This window comes from Curtobacterium caseinilyticum (assembly GCF_030363035.1).
Lineage (GTDB): Bacteria > Actinomycetota > Actinomycetes > Actinomycetales > Microbacteriaceae > Curtobacterium > Curtobacterium caseinilyticum.
Window position 1 is genome coordinate 1 of record NZ_JAUCMN010000008.1, and the last position, 16,261, is coordinate 16,261.

Sequence of the window (16,261 nt, forward strand, 5' to 3'; positions counted from 1 at the left end):
GTTGGACCGTTGGACCGTTGGACCGTTGGACCGTTGGACCGTTGGACCGTTGGACCGTTGGACCGTTGGACCGTTGGACCGTTGGGCCGCGGCTGGCGAGCCGCAAGGGCACGCGAGCGGGCCCTTGCTGCAAGCCGACGGACGTGCGTGTGCCGCCTCCGCCCGTTCGCGAACGTCGAACGCCGATCGTGCTCGGGTCCAGGGTCGGTCGGGGCGCTGGTCCCCGGTCAGGAGGCGCCGTCGCCGGGGGCCGGAGCACGACCGGGGTGCGCCACACCTCCGGTCCGTGCGCCTGCGTCCGCACGGGAGCCCGGTCGCTCCGTGCAGCGCCTCGGCCCCCGACGGCGGTACAATCGACGCCGCCCGCCTCCGTAGCTCAGTGGATAGAGCAGGTGGTTTCTACCCTCCGTGTCGCGGGTTCGATTCCTGCCGGGGGCACGAACACGAGAGGCCGCCATCCCGATCGGATGGCGGCCTCTCGCCGTGGGAGCGGATGCTGCTCAGTCGTCGTCAGCAGCGCGTCGACGGAGCTCGCTCGCACTGATCGGCTGCGTGTACGGCGACACCTCCCGGTCGTCTCGGACGTCCCGGTCGTCCGGGTCGGCACCGCGGGACGCGGACCCGTCCGGAGCACCGGCGCGGTCGAGCCCGGACGCGGATGCCGAGGCACGGTTCACGTGGGCGTCGGCCGAGGTCGGGCTGGCCACGCGCGGTGCCGAGCCCGGACGCGGTGCAGACCCCTCCTGGTCCGTCACGTCGACGGCGGACGCGTCGGAGGTGTCGGCGTCCGAGCTGCCCACGTCGTTCCGTGTCGTCGTCCCAGCGCCGCCGGGGCGGGCCGACGCGATCGGGGACCCCAGCGGTGGCCGCACGGGCGACCCGTCGAGCTGCACGGTCTCACCCGCACCGTACGGTCGCGTGCGATTGTCGGTCGCCGGGCGGACGTCGTTGATCGGCGTGGTCGCGTCCAGGTCACGGCTGGGAGCCGACGAGGGCGACGACGTGCGCGGCCCATTCGCGGCGGCCGTACGCGCTGCGGCGCCGGTCGGCTGGGACGGCGCGGGACGCAGCGACGTGGTCGTCGGCGTGGGGCGCACGGAGCCGGGGTCGGTGCCGGTGCCGGTGCCGGGTCCGGTCGTGGTGGCGGTGTCGGTCGTGGTGCCTGTGCCGCGCTGCGCCTGCCGCCCCGCGTTCCAGTCCTGCTGACGTGCGATCAGTTCGGCGTCGGGGTCCGGGGAGTCGAACTTCCAGCGTTCCAGGTCCGACCTGAACAGCTTGCGCGCACGGTTCGGACGGGCCTGCCACTCGAGCAGGCGGTCCCGGAACTCGCCGAGCGACTGCTCGGCCTGCGAGGTGAAGGTCGACGAGTTCCGCTTGATGTCCGCGATCTCGTGCTGCGCCCAGTCCGCGGCGAGTGATGCCCCGCTGACCGGGAGCAGACGGAGCTGGATGTCGGCGTCCTCCGCGAGGTGGTCGGCGTACGCACGTTCCTCGTGCCCGAGCGCTCCCCAGCGCGTCGCCTTGCGGGCCGCGGACAGCACACCGGCGACCGCCGCGTTCCGGCTCTCGCGATCGTGCAGTGCGACGACGCGCTTCGCAGCCGCGCGACCGATCACCGCCGCGATCACCCCGGCGACGACGATCGCGACGAAGGGGATGATCGCTCCGGACAGCACCCGCCATCCCTCGTCGGACGCGGTCCAGTCGGTCAGGTCGTTCCACCAGTCCATGGGCGAACCCTACGCAGCCACGAGCGCCGATCCGCGGAGGCGGGGCGGCGTTCCGCGGACACGGTCCACGAGCGCCGATCCGCGGAGGCGGGGCGGCGTTCCGCGGACACGGTCACGAGCCGGTCGTGCAGACGCGGCGCTCAGCCCCATCGCAGGCAGTCGACGGCGTCGTCGGCGGACCAGACGTTCGGCAGCTCGACGAACCGACGCTCGGTGGCCACGTAGCGCCGCGCGCGGTACGCCGTCCCCCCGGCGACGTCCACCCGGTCGACGTAGCCGACGATCTCCCCGTTCGCCCGCGTCACCCGGCTCAGGTCATCACGGACGTCGAGGACCCGGAGGTCACCACGACTGCGAGCGACCGGCGTGGTGCGGATGCGGAACGCGGGTTCGGTGCTGGTCTGCACGGGGTGCCTCCTGGTCGTCGGTGGTGTTCTCGTACCCCAGACGGTAGGCCGGACCACCGACAGCGGCAGGGCTGCTGTCCCGGGCTGGGGAACGGCCGTCGGCCCTCCCGGCTTGTGCAGGAGCGACACCTGTCACGGCTCCGGAGGAGCCCCGGGAGGTAGGTTGACCGCATGACGACGTTCGTGCTCGCAGGTGGGTGTTTCTGGTGTCTCGACGCCGTGTACCGCACGCTCGAGGGCGTGCAGGACGTGGTCTCCGGCTACGTGGGCGGTGCCACTGAGAACCCGTCCTACGAGGCCGTCTGCACCGGCACCACCGGTCACGCCGAGGCGGTCGCGGTGACGTTCGACGAGTCCGTCATCCCCGCCGACGTCGTCCTCGACGTGTTCTTCACGCTGCACGACCCCCGTCAGCTCAACCGTCAGGGTGCAGACGTCGGCACGCAGTACCGCTCCGCGATGTTCCCGGCGGACGACGAGCAGCGGACGCTGTTCGAGCAGGCGATCCGGCGCGCCTCCGACATCTGGGACGGCGACGTCGTGACCACGATCGAGCCGTTGAGCACGTTCTTCCGTGCGGAGGAGTACCACCAGGACTTCTTCGCGAAGAACCCGGGGCAGGGGTACTGCATGGCGGTGGCACTGCCCAAGGTGAACAAGGTCCGCAAGGCTTACAGTCAGTACATCTCGGCGTCCTGACAGGCGGGCGCCGGAGCCACGAGGAGGTGGTCGAACGATGATGGACAACACCGGGACCTGGGTGGCCGTCGGTCCGGCTGGTGCGGTGGGGAGCATCCGCCGCGCGACGGACGGGTTCCACGTCGAGCTCTACGGTCGACGGGGCCGAGGGGGTACGTACCCCTCGCTCGAGTCGGCGAAGGGCGCGGTCCACGCGGCCCTCGGACCGCTCGCGGAGCGTCCCGAGTTCCGCGCACACTGACGGCGACCGGCCTGGAGGCACGGGGGACTCTTCCTCCACAGCCCACCTGATCGGGTCGTCCAGTCACAGGTCGAGCCCCGGCGCGCTGCCGCGCACCGGGGCTCGACGACGATCGAGACATGAACGACACCATCACCGTCTGCGGCATCGTCGCGACCGAGCCCCGCCACCTCGTCACCGACACCGGCATCGCCATCTCGAGCCTGCGCCTGGCCTCCCCGTCCCGCCGATGGGACCGCGGCACGTCGGCGTGGACCAACGGAACCACCAACTGGTACACCGTGACGGCCTTCCGATCCCTCGCCGCCAACGTGCACAAGTCACTGAAGAAGGGCGACCGCGTCGTCGTCACGGGTCGGGTGCGCATCCGCACCTGGGAGCGCGACGGTCGCGGGGGCACGTCGGTCGAGATCGACGCCGAGGGCATCGGTCACGATCTCGCCTGGGGCATCAGCAACTGGATCCGTGTGCCGCGGCACAGCAGCGAGTCGACGGCGGTGCCGGGCGATGCGCCCTCGGTCGACCCGCAGACCGGCGAGGTGCACAGCACGGCCGGTCCCGGCCAGGGGACGGGCCGTCCTGATCACGGCCCGGGCGGACCCGACCACGGCGCGGGAAGGGCGACGCCGGGCGCGACGGGTCCGGTGCAGGACCCCGAGAGCATCGAGGCGGTCACGGGCACGGTCGTGGCCGATGGGGTCGGCGTGGACGGCGAGGACCTGCCCGACCCGGCAGAGGCGGCGCGTCAGACGGCCGCGGTCCTCGGCGGCGACTTCGGGCCCGCGTCCGAGCAGGACGACCCGGAGCGAGCCGTTGCGTGATGCTGCGTCAGGCCGCTCAGCACCGGCAGGACCGGCAGGACCGGCAGGACAGGCAGGACCGGCACGTGCGACGCCGGGACGTCACACGTGCCGGGGAGGGCGCTGGCTCGCTCACCGGTGCCCGGCGCTCAGCAGCGTCGCACGCTCACCAGCGCTGGGTGATCATGGCGATGCCGGCGACCTCGGTCGTGTCCCAGTTCCCGCCCTTCGGCAGGCCGCTCACCCGGCCGTCGACCCAGAAGCTGGCGCCCTGGTCCTTGGCGGAGTTCGTCTGACGTGCCTTGAGCCCGTGGAACGAGAACTTCGTGTTCCAGGTGCCCTGCAGCCCGGTCACACCCGGACGGTTCCGGGTGATGATCTTCACGTTCTGCATGGACGAGTGCACGACGTCGCCGTTCAGGCGTGCGTTGCCCTCGACGTTGAAGAAGAGCCGGCCCTTGAGCGTCAACGGCACGGCGGCGACGGTGTGCCCGTTCGCCAGGAAGGTCCCGACGTTGTTCGGGTACCAGCGCAGCATCACGGGCGTCAGGCCGTGCGTGGCGGGCCCGAGGTAGCCGTACGTGAACTTGCCGTTCTGCACGCGCTCCCAGATGAAGCGGGGCTGCCCCTTGCTGACGGTCGAGCCCTTGTCGGACTGGATGCCGACCGAGAAGGCGTTGTTGTACGCGTCGTGCACGTTGATGTACGACGAGTACCCGGTCCCGGTACCGGTCTGCGAGATGTTCGCCGTGTACTCGACGAGCGGGGTGCCGTGCGGTGCGACGGTCGCCGCGGAGGCAGTCCCGCCCGGCACGACGAACCCGAGGGTGAGTGCGATCGCACCGACGAACGGCAGCACGATCCTGCGGAGGCGCTTGGTGGTCATCGTCCCTTGTTCCTGATCCCTGTCGGCTGCGTCGGGTTCCGCAGCGTGTCCCTGCCGCTGCGTCGGGTCCCGCAGCCGCCTCCCTGCGAGGCGATGGGTACCGTACGTCGTCCGCGCCTCGTGCAACAGCCCCCGTGCGGGATCCGCTCCGAGGACGCTCGGCGAGCACGGGCAGTGGCCGAGCACGGGGCAGTCACCGAGCACGGGCAGTGACCGAGCACGGGTGCGGCGGCGCAGTGTCGGGAACGGCGCCGTGTCAGTAGACTTGGCGCGATATGGCTGAGTACATCTACCAGATGGTCCGCGCCCGCAAGTCGGTCGGCGACAAGCTGATCCTCGACGACGTCACGATGTCGTTCCTCCCCGGCGCCAAGATCGGCGTCGTGGGTCCGAACGGTGCGGGCAAGTCGACGATCCTGAAGATCATGGCGGGTCTCGACCAGCCGTCCAACGGCGAGGCGAAGCTGACCCCCGGCTTCACCGTCGGCATCCTCATGCAGGAGCCCGAGCTCGACGAGTCGAAGACCGTCCTCGAGAACGTGCAGGAGGGTGTCGGCGAGATCCACGGCAAGATCACGCGCTTCAACGAGATCTCCGCGCTGATGGCCGAGCCGGACGCCGACTTCGACGCGCTCCTCGCCGAGATGGGCACCCTGCAGGAGGAGATCGACGCGGCTGACGCGTGGGACCTCGACTCGCAGCTCGAGCAGGCCATGGCCGCGCTCCAGTGCCCCCCGGGCGACGAACTCGTCACCCACCTGTCCGGCGGTGAGAAGCGTCGCGTCGCGCTCTGCAAGCTCCTGCTGCAGAAGCCCGACCTGCTCCTCCTCGACGAGCCCACCAACCACCTCGACGCCGAGTCCGTCCTCTGGCTCGAGCAGCACCTGCAGCAGTACCACGGTGCCGTCCTCGCCGTGACGCACGACCGGTACTTCCTCGACCACGTCGCCCAGTGGATCGCCGAGGTCGACCGCGGTCGTCTCTACCCGTACGAGGGCAACTACTCGACCTACCTCGAGAAGAAGCGCGCCCGGCTCGAGGTCCAGGGCAAGAAGGACGCGAAGCTCGCCAAGCGCCTGTCCTCCGAGCTCGACTGGGTCCGCAGCAACACCAAGGGCCGCCAGGCGAAGTCGAAGGCCCGCCTGGCCCGGTACGACGAGATGGTGGCCGAGGCGGAGCGCACGCGGAAGCTCGACTTCGAGGAGATCGTGATCCCGGTCGGTCCTCGCCTCGGTTCGCAGGTCATCGACGCCGAGAAGCTGCACAAGCAGTTCGGTGAGCGGGTCATCATCGACGACCTCTCGTTCACGCTGCCCCGCAACGGCATCGTCGGCGTGATCGGCCCGAACGGCGTCGGCAAGACCACGCTGTTCAAGACGATCGTCGGCCTCGAGCCGCTCGACGGGGGCACGCTGAAGATCGGCGAGACGGTCGACATCTCGTACGTCGACCAGAGCCGCGGCGGCATCGACCCGAACAAGAACCTGTGGGAGGTCGTGTCCGACGGGCTCGACTACATCCAGGTCGGCAAGACCGAGATCCCGTCCCGCGCCTACGTGTCGCAGTTCGGCTTCAAGGGCCCGGACCAGCAGAAGCGTGCCGGCATCCTGTCGGGTGGTGAGCGCAACCGTCTGAACCTCGCGCTCACGCTCAAGCAGGGCGGCAACCTCCTGCTGCTCGACGAGCCGACCAACGACCTCGACGTCGAGACCCTCGGCAGCCTCGAGAACGCGCTGCTCGAGTACCCCGGCTGCGCCGTGGTGATCACCCACGACCGGTGGTTCCTCGACCGCATCGCGACGCACATCCTGGCGTGGGAGGGGCTGAACGAGGACGGTACGCCGAACTGGTACTGGTTCGAGGGCAACTTCGAGGCGTACGAGGAGAACAAGGTCGAGCGCCTCGGCGCCGATGCGGCGAAGCCCGGCCGCGCGACCTACCGCAAGCTCACGCGCGACTGACCCGTGGCGAGGCTCCACGCTCCGATCCGCCTCCGGTGGAGCGACATCGACGCGTACGGCCACGTCAACAACTCCGCGATGCTGCGTCTCCTCGAGGAGGCGCGCATCGCGGGGTTCTGGGGGCACGACCCGTCCGACGTCGACGCCGACGGCGACCTGCCGGACCCGATCATCGACGGTCGGCCCGGTTCGGGCACCATGACGGTGATCGCGGCGCAGCGGCTCGAGTACCTCGCGTCGATCCCGTACCTGCGGCGGCCGCTCGACGTGCAGCTGTGGATCGGCCGCATCGGGGGTGCGAGCATCGACGTGTCGTACGAGGTGTGGTCGCCCGTCGGCGTCGAACCCGCCGTGCTGTACACCCGCGCGACCACCGCGCTGGTGATGGTCGACGCCGCGACGAACCGCCCGCGGCGCCTGACCGAGGCCGAGCGGGCGGCGTGCGCGCCGTACATCGAGGAACCGGTCGCGTTCTCACGCCCGTAGCCGATCGGACGTCGTGAACGCCGCGGGCGCCGTACGCAACCGCGGCCGCAAGCTCGTGCCGACGCTCGCGCGCCCGCACGTTCGTACCTGGATCCGTAGGTCCGTAGGTCCGTAGGTCCGTACGCCCGGAAGGAGCGCGCCCCGCTCAGCGCGGCACGCGCATCATGCCCTCCTGCGCCACGGACGCCAGCAACCGCCCGTCGCGCGCGAACATCCGTCCGAACGCCAGGCCCCGCCCGCCCTGCGCGCTCGGCGATTCCTGCACGTACAGCACCCAGTCGTCCGCTCGGCCGTCGCGGTGCCACCACATCGCGTGGTCGAGGCTCGCCAACTTCACCCCGGGCGTGCCCCACGCGACCCCGTGCCCACGCATGATCGGCTCGAGGATCGACATGTCGCTCGCGTACCCGAGCACCGCGCGGTGGAGTGCCGGGTCCTCGGGCAGGTCGCCCTCCACGCGGAACCACACCGCCTGGTGCGGCACCCGGTCGCCCTGCACGTCGACGAACACCGGACCCTCGACGTGTCGCAGGTCGAGGGACCGCTCCGCCCAGGCCCGCGCGGTCGGGTGGTCGATCGCCGACAGGACCGACGCCGCGGACGGCAGCGTCTCCGGCTCCGGGACGTCGACGGGGAAGGGGTCCTGGTGCTCCACGCCCTCGTCCGGCCGCTGGAAGGACGCGATCATCGAGAAGATCGGGATGCCGCGCTGGTACGCCTGCACGCGCCGCGTGGCGAAGGACCGACCGTCGTGGATGCGCTCGACGGCGAAGGTGATGGGCACGTCGATGTCGCCCGGGCGGAGGAAGTAGCCGTGCATCGAGTGGATGTCGCGGTCCTCGATGGTGTGCTGTGCGGCGACGACGCACTGCGCGAGCACCTGTCCACCGAAGACCCGTCCGCCCGGCGACCAGTGGCTCGCCCCCGTCAGGATGGTCTCGCCCGTGCTCGCGCCGGTGTCCTGCAGGCGGAGGGTGCTGAGGAAGTCGGGTTCGCCGTTCACACCCGCAGTCTACGAACCCGCCGCCGGTAGGATCGATGACGACATGGGCACCTCGTTCACGCTTCCCGACGCCGCTTCGCTCGGCGACCTCCGCACCTACCTCGGACGCGCTGCCCGCATCGAGGACGGGTCCGTCCGACTGATCGCCGACAACGGTGTCCTCGCGGTGTACACGGCGATCCTGTACCCGCTCGGTCTCCTCGACGAGCTCCCCACGGTGCTCGGCCTGCGCACGTTCTCGCTCACCGAGCCGGTGACGATCGACGCCGTCGTGCCGCTCGCCTCGCTGCAGGAGCGGCTGCGGGTCCTGGCCGAGGAGCACGACGCCGCCGGAGCCGACGGAGCGGACCCGACCCGCGCGACCCCGGTCGAGGTCGAGCTGCCGCACGAGGTCCACACCGTCACCTGGGCCGCCATCTCCCCGCCGCGCGGTGGCTGGGTGCCGCTGCCGGACGTCTCGCCGGAGCTCCTCCGGCGTGCTGCCCGCGACGGCATCGCCGAGGTCGCCGACGCCGTGCCGTCGAACGCGGGCGAGGCGATCGTCCGCCGCATCCGCGCCGAGGTCTGGGGCCGTCCGGTGCCGGGCATCGAGCACGTGCCCGCCGCGGCCGGCTTCGCGGGGGAGAGCCTCGGGTTCCTCGGACACGACCCGGTGCGCCTGTTCGAGAGCGGACCGTGGAGCCGACTGACGTCGTCCCGTGGGCACGTCCTCGTCAAGCGCCGCACCTGGAGCCTCGACCACTAGGCACGAGCGCCGCCGGGCGCGAGTACCGCCGGGCACGAGTACCGCCGGGCGCGAGTGCAGCCGGGCACGAGCGATCACCCCGCACCCCGTCGCCCGTGGTTGAGTGGCGCCGTGCACGTCTTCCTCACCGGCGCGTCCGGCTACATCGGGTCCTCCGTCCTCCGCGCCCTCGTCGCCCACGAGCACGAGGTCACCGCGATCGTCCGCTCCGACCAGAAGGCCCAGGCGGTCCGCGATGCCGGAGGCCGCGCCGTCGTCGGTGACGTCACCGACACCGATGTCGTCCGTCGGCTCGCGCACGAGGCCGACGCGGTCGTCCACACGGCCTCCGCCGAAGCGGTCGACCCGGACTTCACCGCCACGGTGACCACGGCCCTGACGGGCACGCTGAAGCCGTTCGTGCACACCGGCGGCATCTTCACCTTCGGTGACTCGACCGACATCTCCGAGCAGTCGCCCGTGTCCCCGCCGGCACTCACCGCGTGGCGTGCGCCGATCGAGGCGCGCGTCCGCGCGAGCGACGTCCGCACCACGATCGTCGCCCCGGGCATCGTCTACGGACGTGGTGCGGGCATCCCGGCGATGTTCGTCGGGGACGGCGAGCACGAGGTCCGCCTGGTCGGCGACGGCTCCCAGCGCTGGACGACGGTGCACGTGGACGACCTCGGCGAGCTGGACGTCCTCGCCCTGGAGCGTGCAGAGCAGGACGGGTACGTCGTCGCGGCGACCGGCGACAACCCGACGGTGCGTGCGATCGCCGAGGCGGGAGCGCACGGCTCGCCCGTGGTCGCCGAGAGCGCTGACGACAGCAGGCAGCGGCTGGGCACCGCGTACGCGGACGCCCTGCTCCTGCACCAGGAGGCCTCGGGCGCGCACGCGCGCGCCGCGTTCGGGTGGCGGCCGACCCGGCCGTCCCTGGTCGAGGACCTGACGGACGGCTCGTACGTCCGGTAGACGCACCACGAGACGGACGGTCAGTCGAACGTGTTCGTCATCGCGTGTGCGGCGCGGTCGAGGTACGCCCACAGTTCGGCCTCGTCGAGGGGCGCCAGCCCGAGCGACTCCACGGCCTCGTGCATGTGGTGCAGCCAGCGCTCGCGGGCCTCGGACGTGATGCGGAACGGGTTGTGGCGCATCCGGAGCCGCGGGTGGCCGCGTTCCTCGCTGTAGGTGCCGGGCCCGCCCCAGTACTGCTGCAGGAAGGCCGACAGCCGCCAGATCGCGCCCTCGAGGTCCTCCGCCGGGTACATCGGCCAGATGACCTCGTCCTGCTGCACGCCCTCGTAGAACCGCCGCACGAGCCGGTCGAAGGTCGGCGCTCCGCCGATCCGCTCGTACAGCGAACCGGTGGCGCTCGCCCCGTGCTCGCCGACCCGCAGCGTGATCGGCTGGGCGGGGACGCCGCGGGGGACGCTCCCGGGCACGTGCGGGGTGGGGTCGCTCACTGGTGGTCCTTCCCGGGGTCCTGGTCGCGGCGCTGGTCGTCCGTGCGGATCGCCCGTCCGAACAGGTTCCCACGCTTGCCGCGGGACTTCGTCGGCGCGGGGGTCGGCTGCGTCCGGACGGAGCGGAGCCCGTTGATCGAGGTGGCGTTCTCCCAACCCTCGGGCATGATCATCGCCATCGCCGGCAGCGTCACGCCGAGCTCGTCGATGGCGCGCTTCAGGCGGATGCGCATCTCGCGGCCGACGGCGTCGAGCTCGGCAGCGCGGGTCTTCACGACCAGGCGGAAGACCATGCCCTCGTCGGTGATCGACTGCAGCCCCCAGATCTCCGGCTTCTCGACGATCCGCTGACGCCACCGGGGCTCCTGCGACATCGTGACGGCGGCGCGGAGCAGGGCGTCCTGCACGGCGTCGATGTCGGTGTCGTAGGGGACGGTGACGTCGACGAGCACGCGGGACCAGCCCTGCGAGAGGTTGCCGACGCGCAGGATCTGCCCGTTCGGCACGAACCAGAGGATGCCGTTCACGTCGCGGATCTGCATCACGCGCAGCCCGACGTTCTCGACGACGCCGGTGGCGGGGCCGGTGTCGACGACGTCGCCGACGCCGGCCTGGTCCTCGAGGATCATGAAGACGCCGGACAGCAGGTCCTTCACGATGCTCTGTGCGCCGACGGCGAGACCGGCCGCGACGACCGAGGCGCCACCGACGATGCCGACGGCCGCCGTCGGGAACGACGTCGAGATGATGATCGCGAGCGCGATCACGGCGATGACGACGGTGGCGAGGTTCTCGAGCACGCTGCCGAGCGTGCGGGTCCGCTGCACCACGCGGGCCGTCTGCACCGGTGACGCGATGAGTGCCTGGGTGTCCTCGGCCCCCTGCCGCTTCTTCACGCCGTTGACGACACGGTCGACCACCTGCTTGATCGTCCGACGCAGCAGCAGTCGCAGGATGACCGCCGCGAGGATCGTGACGACGATCGTGATGGGGACGTGCCAGGTTTCGACGAACTGGGTGAAGGCGTTCGATGCCCACTTCGATACGTCGTCGGTCGTGTTCGCAGCCAGGATCATGATCGGACGATGCTAGACGGCGGGGCCTCGGTGTCCCTTGAGGAACACCGAGGCCCCGCGCCGATCCGCGTGTGTCGGTCGGATCAGGCGTCGGCCGCCTGGACCCGCAGGGCACGCTCGGTGCCCGCGAGGTTCTCGGACACGATGCGACGCAGCGCCGGGGTCTCCGGGTGCGCCTCGAGCCACGCGTTCGCGGCGTCGCGGAGCTCGACCGACGCGAGCGGCGCCGGGTACAGGCCGCTGACGATCGTGTCGGCGATGTGGTAGCTCCGCTCGGCCCAGATCCGGGTCAGCACGTCGAAGTACTTCGACACCAGGCCCTCGAGCACGACGGGGCTGTTGGTGTGCTGGAAGCCCACGGTCGTCTGACGGACGATCGCGTTCGGCGCCTCGGACGAGTCGACGAGCGACGAGAACGCCGCGAGCTTGCCCTCGGCCGTCGGGATCGTCGCGCGGGCACGAGCGGCCGCCTGCTCGCCGGACGCGGTCTTGTCGGCAGCCAGCTCGGCGTCGACCTCGGCGTCACCGGCGGCACCGGCGAGCACGAGGCCCTCGAGGAGCTCCCAGCGCAGGTCGGTGTCGATCTCCAGGCCCTGGAGCGTCACGGAGCCGTCCCGCAGGCCCTGCAGCGTCGTGACGTGCTCCGGCGTCGACGCGATCTGCGCGAAGAACTTCACGAACTGGAACTGGGCGTCGGACCCAGCCTCGGCCGAGGAGGCCAGCTGCCAGAGCGTGTCGCCCACCGTGCGGACGGTGGCGTCGACCTTCGCCGGCGCGACGTAGTTCCGGGCGGTCAGCAGCAGCTGCGAGAGCGTGGTGCGGATCGTCGTCGACTCGGTCTCGGTCGCGATGTTGCCGAGCACCAGGCGGACGTAGTCGCTCGCGGGCGACTCGGCGTCGCGCGTGGCGTCCCACATCGCGCCCCACACGATCGAGCGTGCGAGCGGGTTCGCGATCGAGGCGAGGTGCTCGATCGCGGTGCGGCGGGACTGCTCGTCGAGACGGATCTTCGCGTAGGCCAGGTCGTCGTCGTTGAGGAGCACGAGGTCACCGCGGTGCACGCCGACGAGCTCGGGGACCTCGGTGCGGGCACCGTCGACGTCGATCTCGACGCGGTGCGCACGCTCGAGCTTGCCGCCGGCCGAAGCGGTGTCCGCGCCGAACGGGGCCTCCGGGTCCTGCGCGAAGGAGTAGACCCCGATCGCCAGGCGGTGCGGGCGGAGGGTCGGGTGGTCCGCCGGGGCTTCCTGCAGCACGGCGAAGGACGTGATCACGCCGGACTCGTCGACCTCGATCTCGGGGCGCAGCGTGTTGACGCCGGCGGTCTCGAGCCACAGCTTCGACCACTCGGACAGGTCGCGGCCGCTGGTCGCCTCGAGCTCGACGAGCAGGTCGCGGAGCTCGGTGTTGCCGTGGTGGTGCTTCTTGAAGTACTGCGAGACGCCCGCGAAGAACGCGTCGATGCCGACCCACGCGACCAGCTGCTTCAGGACGGAGCCGCCCTTGGCGTACGTGATGCCGTCGAAGTTGACCTGGACGTCCTCGAGGTCGTTGATCGTCGCGACGATCGGGTGCGTCGAGGGGAGCTGGTCCTGGCGGTAGGCCCAGGACTTCTCCATCGCCTGGAACGTGGTCCACGCCTCGGTCCACTCGGTGGCCTCGGCCGTGGCGATGGTCGACGCCCACTCGGCGAACGACTCGTTGAGCCACAGGTCGTTCCACCACTTCATGGTGACGAGGTCACCGAACCACATGTGGGCGAGCTCGTGCAGGATCGTGACGACCCGGCGCTCCTTGATGGCGTCGGTGACCTTCGAGCGGAAGACGTAGGTCTCGGTGAAGGTGACGCAGCCCGCGTTCTCCATCGCGCCGGCGTTGAACTCCGGCACGAAGAGCTGGTCGTACTTCTCGAACGGGTACGGGACGTCGAACTTCTCCTCGTAGTAGGCGAAGCCCTTCTTCGTGGTCTCGAAGACGTACTCGGGGTCGAGGTACTCGGCCAGCGACCGGCGCGCGAAGACACCGAGCGGGATGGTCCGGCCGTCGCGGCTGGTGAGCTCGTCGCGCACGACCTCGTACGGGCCGGCGACGAGCGCGGTGATGTAGCTCGAGATCTTCGCGGTCGGGGTGAACGACCACGTCGCGACCTCGCCGTCGACGTGGGGCTCGGGCGTGGGGGAGTTCGAGACGACCTGCCAGCGGGCCGGAGCCGTCACGGTGAAGGTGAACTCGGCCTTGAGGTCGGGCTGCTCGAACACCGCGAACATGCGGCGGGAGTCGGGGACCTCGAACTGGGAGTACAGGTAGACCTCGTCGTCGACCGGGTCGACGAAGCGGTGCAGGCCCTCGCCCGTGTTCGTGTACATCGCGTCGGCGACGACGACGAGCTCGTTCTCGGCCTGCAGGTCCGCGAGCTGGATGCGCACGCCGTCGTTCACCGCGGCGACGTCGAGCGCCGTGCCGTTCAGCGTGACCGCGTGCACGGTCTTCGTGATCGCGTCGATGAAGGTCGAGGCGCCGGGCGTCGCCGTGAACCGGACGCGCGTGGTGCTGCCGAAGGTCTCGGCGCCGCGGGTCAGGTCCAGCTCGACGTCGTACGTCTGCACGTCGACGATCGCGGCACGTTCCTGGGCTTCGGTTCTGGTGAGGTTCTCTCCGGGCACGGACGCTCCAACTTCGCTTGCGGCGCGGACGATCGATGTCCGCGGTGAGGGGATCCCGGCAGGCGTCGTGCGCCGTCGGGACGATGGGATCAGCCTAGCGAGCGCGCGTACGCTCGCAGCGTGACCGAGACGACTGTGGACAACGCCGAGACCGCCCGCACCGCTGTGGAGTTCTGGTTCGACCCGAACTGCCCGTGGGCCTGGATGACGAGCCGCTGGGTGGGCGAGGTCGAGCGACAGCGCCCGATCGACGTGACCTGGCGCGTGATGAGCCTGTTCGTCCTCAACGAGGACCAGGACATCCCCGACGAGTACCGGGAGCGCATCCACAAGGGGCAGCTCTACCCGCGCATCGTGACCGCAGCGCTGCTCCGCCACGGCCAGGAGATCGTCAAGCCGCTCTACGACGCGCTCGGCGAGCACGTGCACCACCGCCAGGAGTCCGACCCGGACCAGGTGGTCCCCGCCGTCCTCCGCGAGCTCGACCTCGACGAGGACCTGCTCGAGTACGCCTGGACGGACGAGGTCGACCAGGCCGTGCGCGCGAGCCACCAGGACGGGATCGACCGCGTCGGGCAGGACGTCGGCACCCCGGTCATCGCGGTCGAGGGCACCGCGTTCTTCGGCCCCGTCATCTCCCCGGCCCCGAAGGGCCAGGAGGCGCTCGACCTGTGGGACGGTGTCGTGGCGGTCGCGAAGTACCCCGGGTTCTTCGAGCTCAAGCGCTCGCGGACCGTCGGCCCGATCTTCGACACGGTCGCGTAGCTCGGCGCGCCGGGGCGCGGACGATCGCACTCTGCTGTGGACACCGCGCCACGTCGTGACGGGGTGCGACGTCCGTAGCGGGGTGCGGTCCGCGAGGTGACCACCGGACGGACGGGAGGCGCGGTGACGGCTGGCAACGCGCCTCCCGTCCGTCGTCGGCCGCTCGCTCAGGTGAGCGGCAACCGCATCAGGGTCAGGTCCAGCCAGCGGTCGAACTTCCGGCCGACCTCGGGCAGCACGCCGACGACGGTGAAGCCGAGGCGGTCGTGCAGGGCGATCGACCCGGTGTTCGTCGAGCAGATGCCCGCCATCAGGACGTGCATGCCGGCCGCGCGGGCGTGCGCGACGAGGGCGTCCATGAGCACGGTCGCGATGCCGCGGCCGCGGAACGCCGGCACGACGTAGACGCTGTGCTCCACCGTGTGCCGGTACCCCTGGTGCGGCCGGAAGGCGCTGTACGTGACGTAGCCCGCGACCGCGCCGTCGACCTCGGCGACCAGCACGGGCAGGCCCGCCGCACGACGCTCGGCGAGCCAGCCGTCGAAGTACTCCCGCGGGTGCGGCTCCTCCTGCCAGATCGCGGTGGAGTGCAGGACGGCGTCGACGTGCAGCGCGTGGACGACGTCGAGGTCGCGCGGCTCGCAGTCCCGCACCGTGACCGGGGCCGCCGACTCCGTCGCATATGCTGTCGCCATGTCTCAGATCGTAGACGAACCGGTGGCGGAAGCGGAAACCGGCGGCGAGCACCCGGACGACGCCGACCAGCGGCGCCTGGGTGAGCGCCTGCAGCGTCTCCGCACGGAGCGGAAGTGGAGCCTGACCGAGCTCGCCGAGGAGTCCGGCGTCTCGCGCGCGATGATCAACCGCGTCGAGCGCGGGGTGTCCAGCCCGACGGCGACGATCCTCGGGCGACTGTCCGGCGCGTTCGGGCTGACGATCTCGCAGCTCCTCGACGAGGCACTCGACCACGAGGTGCCCAGGGCGACCGATCCGGACGAGGCACGTGGCGTGCAGCGGGGCGCGACCGCGGACTCCTGGACCGACCCCGAGACCGGGTACCGCCGTCGTCCGGTCTCGAGTGCCGAGTTCCCCGCGGACGTCACCGAGGTGCGCCTCCCGGCCGGTGAGCAGGTGGCGTACCCGGCGTCCGCGTACGCGTTCCTCCGGCACTGCATCTGGGTGGTCGACGGCGTGCTCGAGGTCGTCGTCGGCGGCGAGTCGACCCGCCTCGGCGCCGGCGACCGCATCGAGCTCGGGGAGCCCGCCGACGTCGTCTACCGGAACCCGGGCCCGGAGCCCGTGCGGTACGTCGTGGTGGTGGTCCGGGCCGCGCGGGGCCGGGAATAGGATCGGA

Annotated in this window: 17 protein-coding genes and 1 tRNA gene; 10 read left to right on the top strand and 8 right to left on the bottom strand. The window is 71.0% G+C overall.

Going from position 1 to position 16,261, the window contains the following annotated elements:
* Positions 1–365 precede the first annotated feature (365 nt).
* Positions 366–438: transfer RNA gene (locus QUG93_RS11810), tRNA-Arg, on the top strand.
* Positions 439–500: 62 nt separating this feature from the next.
* Here the strand turns inward: QUG93_RS11810 and QUG93_RS11815 are convergent.
* Both QUG93_RS11815 and QUG93_RS11820 read right to left on the bottom strand, forming a co-directional pair.
* Entirely contained in the window at positions 501–1,730 is a 1,230-nt protein-coding gene (locus QUG93_RS11815) for a hypothetical protein (protein ID WP_289474101.1), read from the bottom strand.
* Between the two features lie 140 nt (positions 1,731–1,870).
* Positions 1,871–2,137 carry a hypothetical protein gene (locus tag QUG93_RS11820; protein WP_289474103.1) on the bottom strand — a complete coding sequence of 89 codons (267 nt, stop codon included), beginning with the start codon at positions 2,135–2,137 and terminating at the stop codon, positions 1,871–1,873.
* 171 nt (positions 2,138–2,308) lie between these two features.
* On the opposite strand from QUG93_RS11820, the gene msrA reads away from it, so the two are divergent.
* The 3 genes from msrA to QUG93_RS11835 all read left to right on the top strand — a co-directional run bounded on the left by msrA (position 2,309) and on the right by QUG93_RS11835 (position 3,898).
* Positions 2,309–2,836: a peptide-methionine (S)-S-oxide reductase MsrA gene (gene msrA, locus QUG93_RS11825; protein WP_289474106.1), complete on the top strand. Its 528-nt coding sequence runs from the start codon at positions 2,309–2,311 to the stop codon at positions 2,834–2,836.
* A gap of 37 nt (positions 2,837–2,873) precedes the next feature.
* Positions 2,874–3,077 (top strand): methyltransferase, encoded by a 204-nt coding sequence (locus QUG93_RS11830; RefSeq protein WP_289474108.1) that lies wholly within the window; start codon positions 2,874–2,876, stop codon positions 3,075–3,077.
* Positions 3,078–3,196: 119 nt separating this feature from the next.
* Positions 3,197–3,898, top strand: a complete 702-nt coding sequence (locus tag QUG93_RS11835; protein WP_289474110.1) for a single-stranded DNA-binding protein — start codon at positions 3,197–3,199, stop codon at positions 3,896–3,898.
* A 145-nt stretch (positions 3,899–4,043) separates the two neighbouring features.
* Here the strand turns inward: QUG93_RS11835 and QUG93_RS11840 are convergent, their stop codons facing one another.
* Positions 4,044–4,763 carry a hypothetical protein gene (locus QUG93_RS11840; RefSeq protein ID WP_289474111.1) on the bottom strand — a complete coding sequence of 240 codons (720 nt, stop codon included), beginning with the start codon at positions 4,761–4,763 and terminating at the stop codon, positions 4,044–4,046.
* A 275-nt stretch (positions 4,764–5,038) separates the two neighbouring features.
* On the opposite strand from QUG93_RS11840, the gene ettA reads away from it, so the two are divergent.
* Both ettA and QUG93_RS11850 read left to right on the top strand, forming a co-directional pair.
* On the top strand, positions 5,039–6,724 hold the full coding sequence (ettA, locus tag QUG93_RS11845; RefSeq protein WP_289474113.1) for an energy-dependent translational throttle protein EttA: 1,686 nt from the start codon (positions 5,039–5,041) through the stop codon (positions 6,722–6,724).
* Positions 6,725–6,727: 3 nt separating this feature from the next.
* Positions 6,728–7,210, top strand: coding sequence for an acyl-CoA thioesterase (locus QUG93_RS11850; RefSeq protein ID WP_289474115.1), 483 nt, complete (start codon positions 6,728–6,730; stop codon positions 7,208–7,210).
* Between the two features lie 145 nt (positions 7,211–7,355).
* Here the strand turns inward: QUG93_RS11850 and QUG93_RS11855 are convergent, their stop codons facing one another.
* Positions 7,356–8,213, bottom strand: a complete 858-nt coding sequence (locus tag QUG93_RS11855; protein ID WP_289474116.1) for an acyl-CoA thioesterase — start codon at positions 8,211–8,213, stop codon at positions 7,356–7,358.
* A 43-nt stretch (positions 8,214–8,256) separates the two neighbouring features.
* Here QUG93_RS11855 and QUG93_RS11860 point away from each other — a divergent pair, with 43 nt between their 5' ends.
* Positions 8,257–8,958: a DUF8185 domain-containing protein gene (locus tag QUG93_RS11860; RefSeq protein ID WP_289474118.1), complete on the top strand. Its 702-nt coding sequence runs from the start codon at positions 8,257–8,259 to the stop codon at positions 8,956–8,958.
* A 111-nt stretch (positions 8,959–9,069) separates the two neighbouring features.
* The gene (locus QUG93_RS11865) at positions 9,070–9,912 is read left to right on the top strand and encodes an NAD(P)H-binding protein (protein ID WP_289474120.1); all 843 of its coding nucleotides are present in this window, start codon (positions 9,070–9,072) and stop codon (positions 9,910–9,912) included.
* A 20-nt stretch (positions 9,913–9,932) separates the two neighbouring features.
* On the opposite strand, the gene QUG93_RS11870 is transcribed toward QUG93_RS11865, so the two are convergent.
* The 3 genes from QUG93_RS11870 to pepN all read right to left on the bottom strand — a co-directional run bounded on the left by QUG93_RS11870 (position 9,933) and on the right by pepN (position 14,142).
* Positions 9,933–10,403, bottom strand: coding sequence for a globin (locus QUG93_RS11870; protein ID WP_434533110.1), 471 nt, complete (start codon positions 10,401–10,403; stop codon positions 9,933–9,935).
* Positions 10,400–11,479: a mechanosensitive ion channel family protein gene (locus QUG93_RS11875; RefSeq protein WP_289474122.1), complete on the bottom strand. Its 1,080-nt coding sequence runs from the start codon at positions 11,477–11,479 to the stop codon at positions 10,400–10,402. The genes QUG93_RS11870 and QUG93_RS11875 overlap by 4 nt, the downstream gene beginning before the upstream one ends.
* Positions 11,480–11,562: 83 nt before the next feature.
* A complete protein-coding gene (pepN, locus tag QUG93_RS11880; protein ID WP_289474124.1) occupies positions 11,563–14,142 on the bottom strand; it encodes an aminopeptidase N in 2,580 nt (859 codons plus the stop codon).
* A 120-nt stretch (positions 14,143–14,262) separates the two neighbouring features.
* Between pepN and QUG93_RS11885 the strand changes: the two genes are divergently transcribed.
* Positions 14,263–14,907, top strand: coding sequence for a mycothiol-dependent nitroreductase Rv2466c family protein (locus QUG93_RS11885; RefSeq protein ID WP_434533111.1), 645 nt, complete (start codon positions 14,263–14,265; stop codon positions 14,905–14,907).
* A gap of 167 nt (positions 14,908–15,074) precedes the next feature.
* Here QUG93_RS11885 and QUG93_RS11890 read toward each other — a convergent pair whose 3' ends face one another.
* Positions 15,075–15,602 carry a GNAT family N-acetyltransferase gene (locus QUG93_RS11890; protein ID WP_289474126.1) on the bottom strand — a complete coding sequence of 176 codons (528 nt, stop codon included), beginning with the start codon at positions 15,600–15,602 and terminating at the stop codon, positions 15,075–15,077.
* Here QUG93_RS11890 and QUG93_RS11895 point away from each other — a divergent pair.
* Entirely contained in the window at positions 15,601–16,254 is a 654-nt protein-coding gene (locus QUG93_RS11895) for a helix-turn-helix domain-containing protein (RefSeq protein ID WP_289474128.1), read from the top strand. The genes QUG93_RS11890 and QUG93_RS11895 overlap by 2 nt on opposite strands.
* The last annotated feature ends 7 nt before the right edge of the window (positions 16,255–16,261 follow it).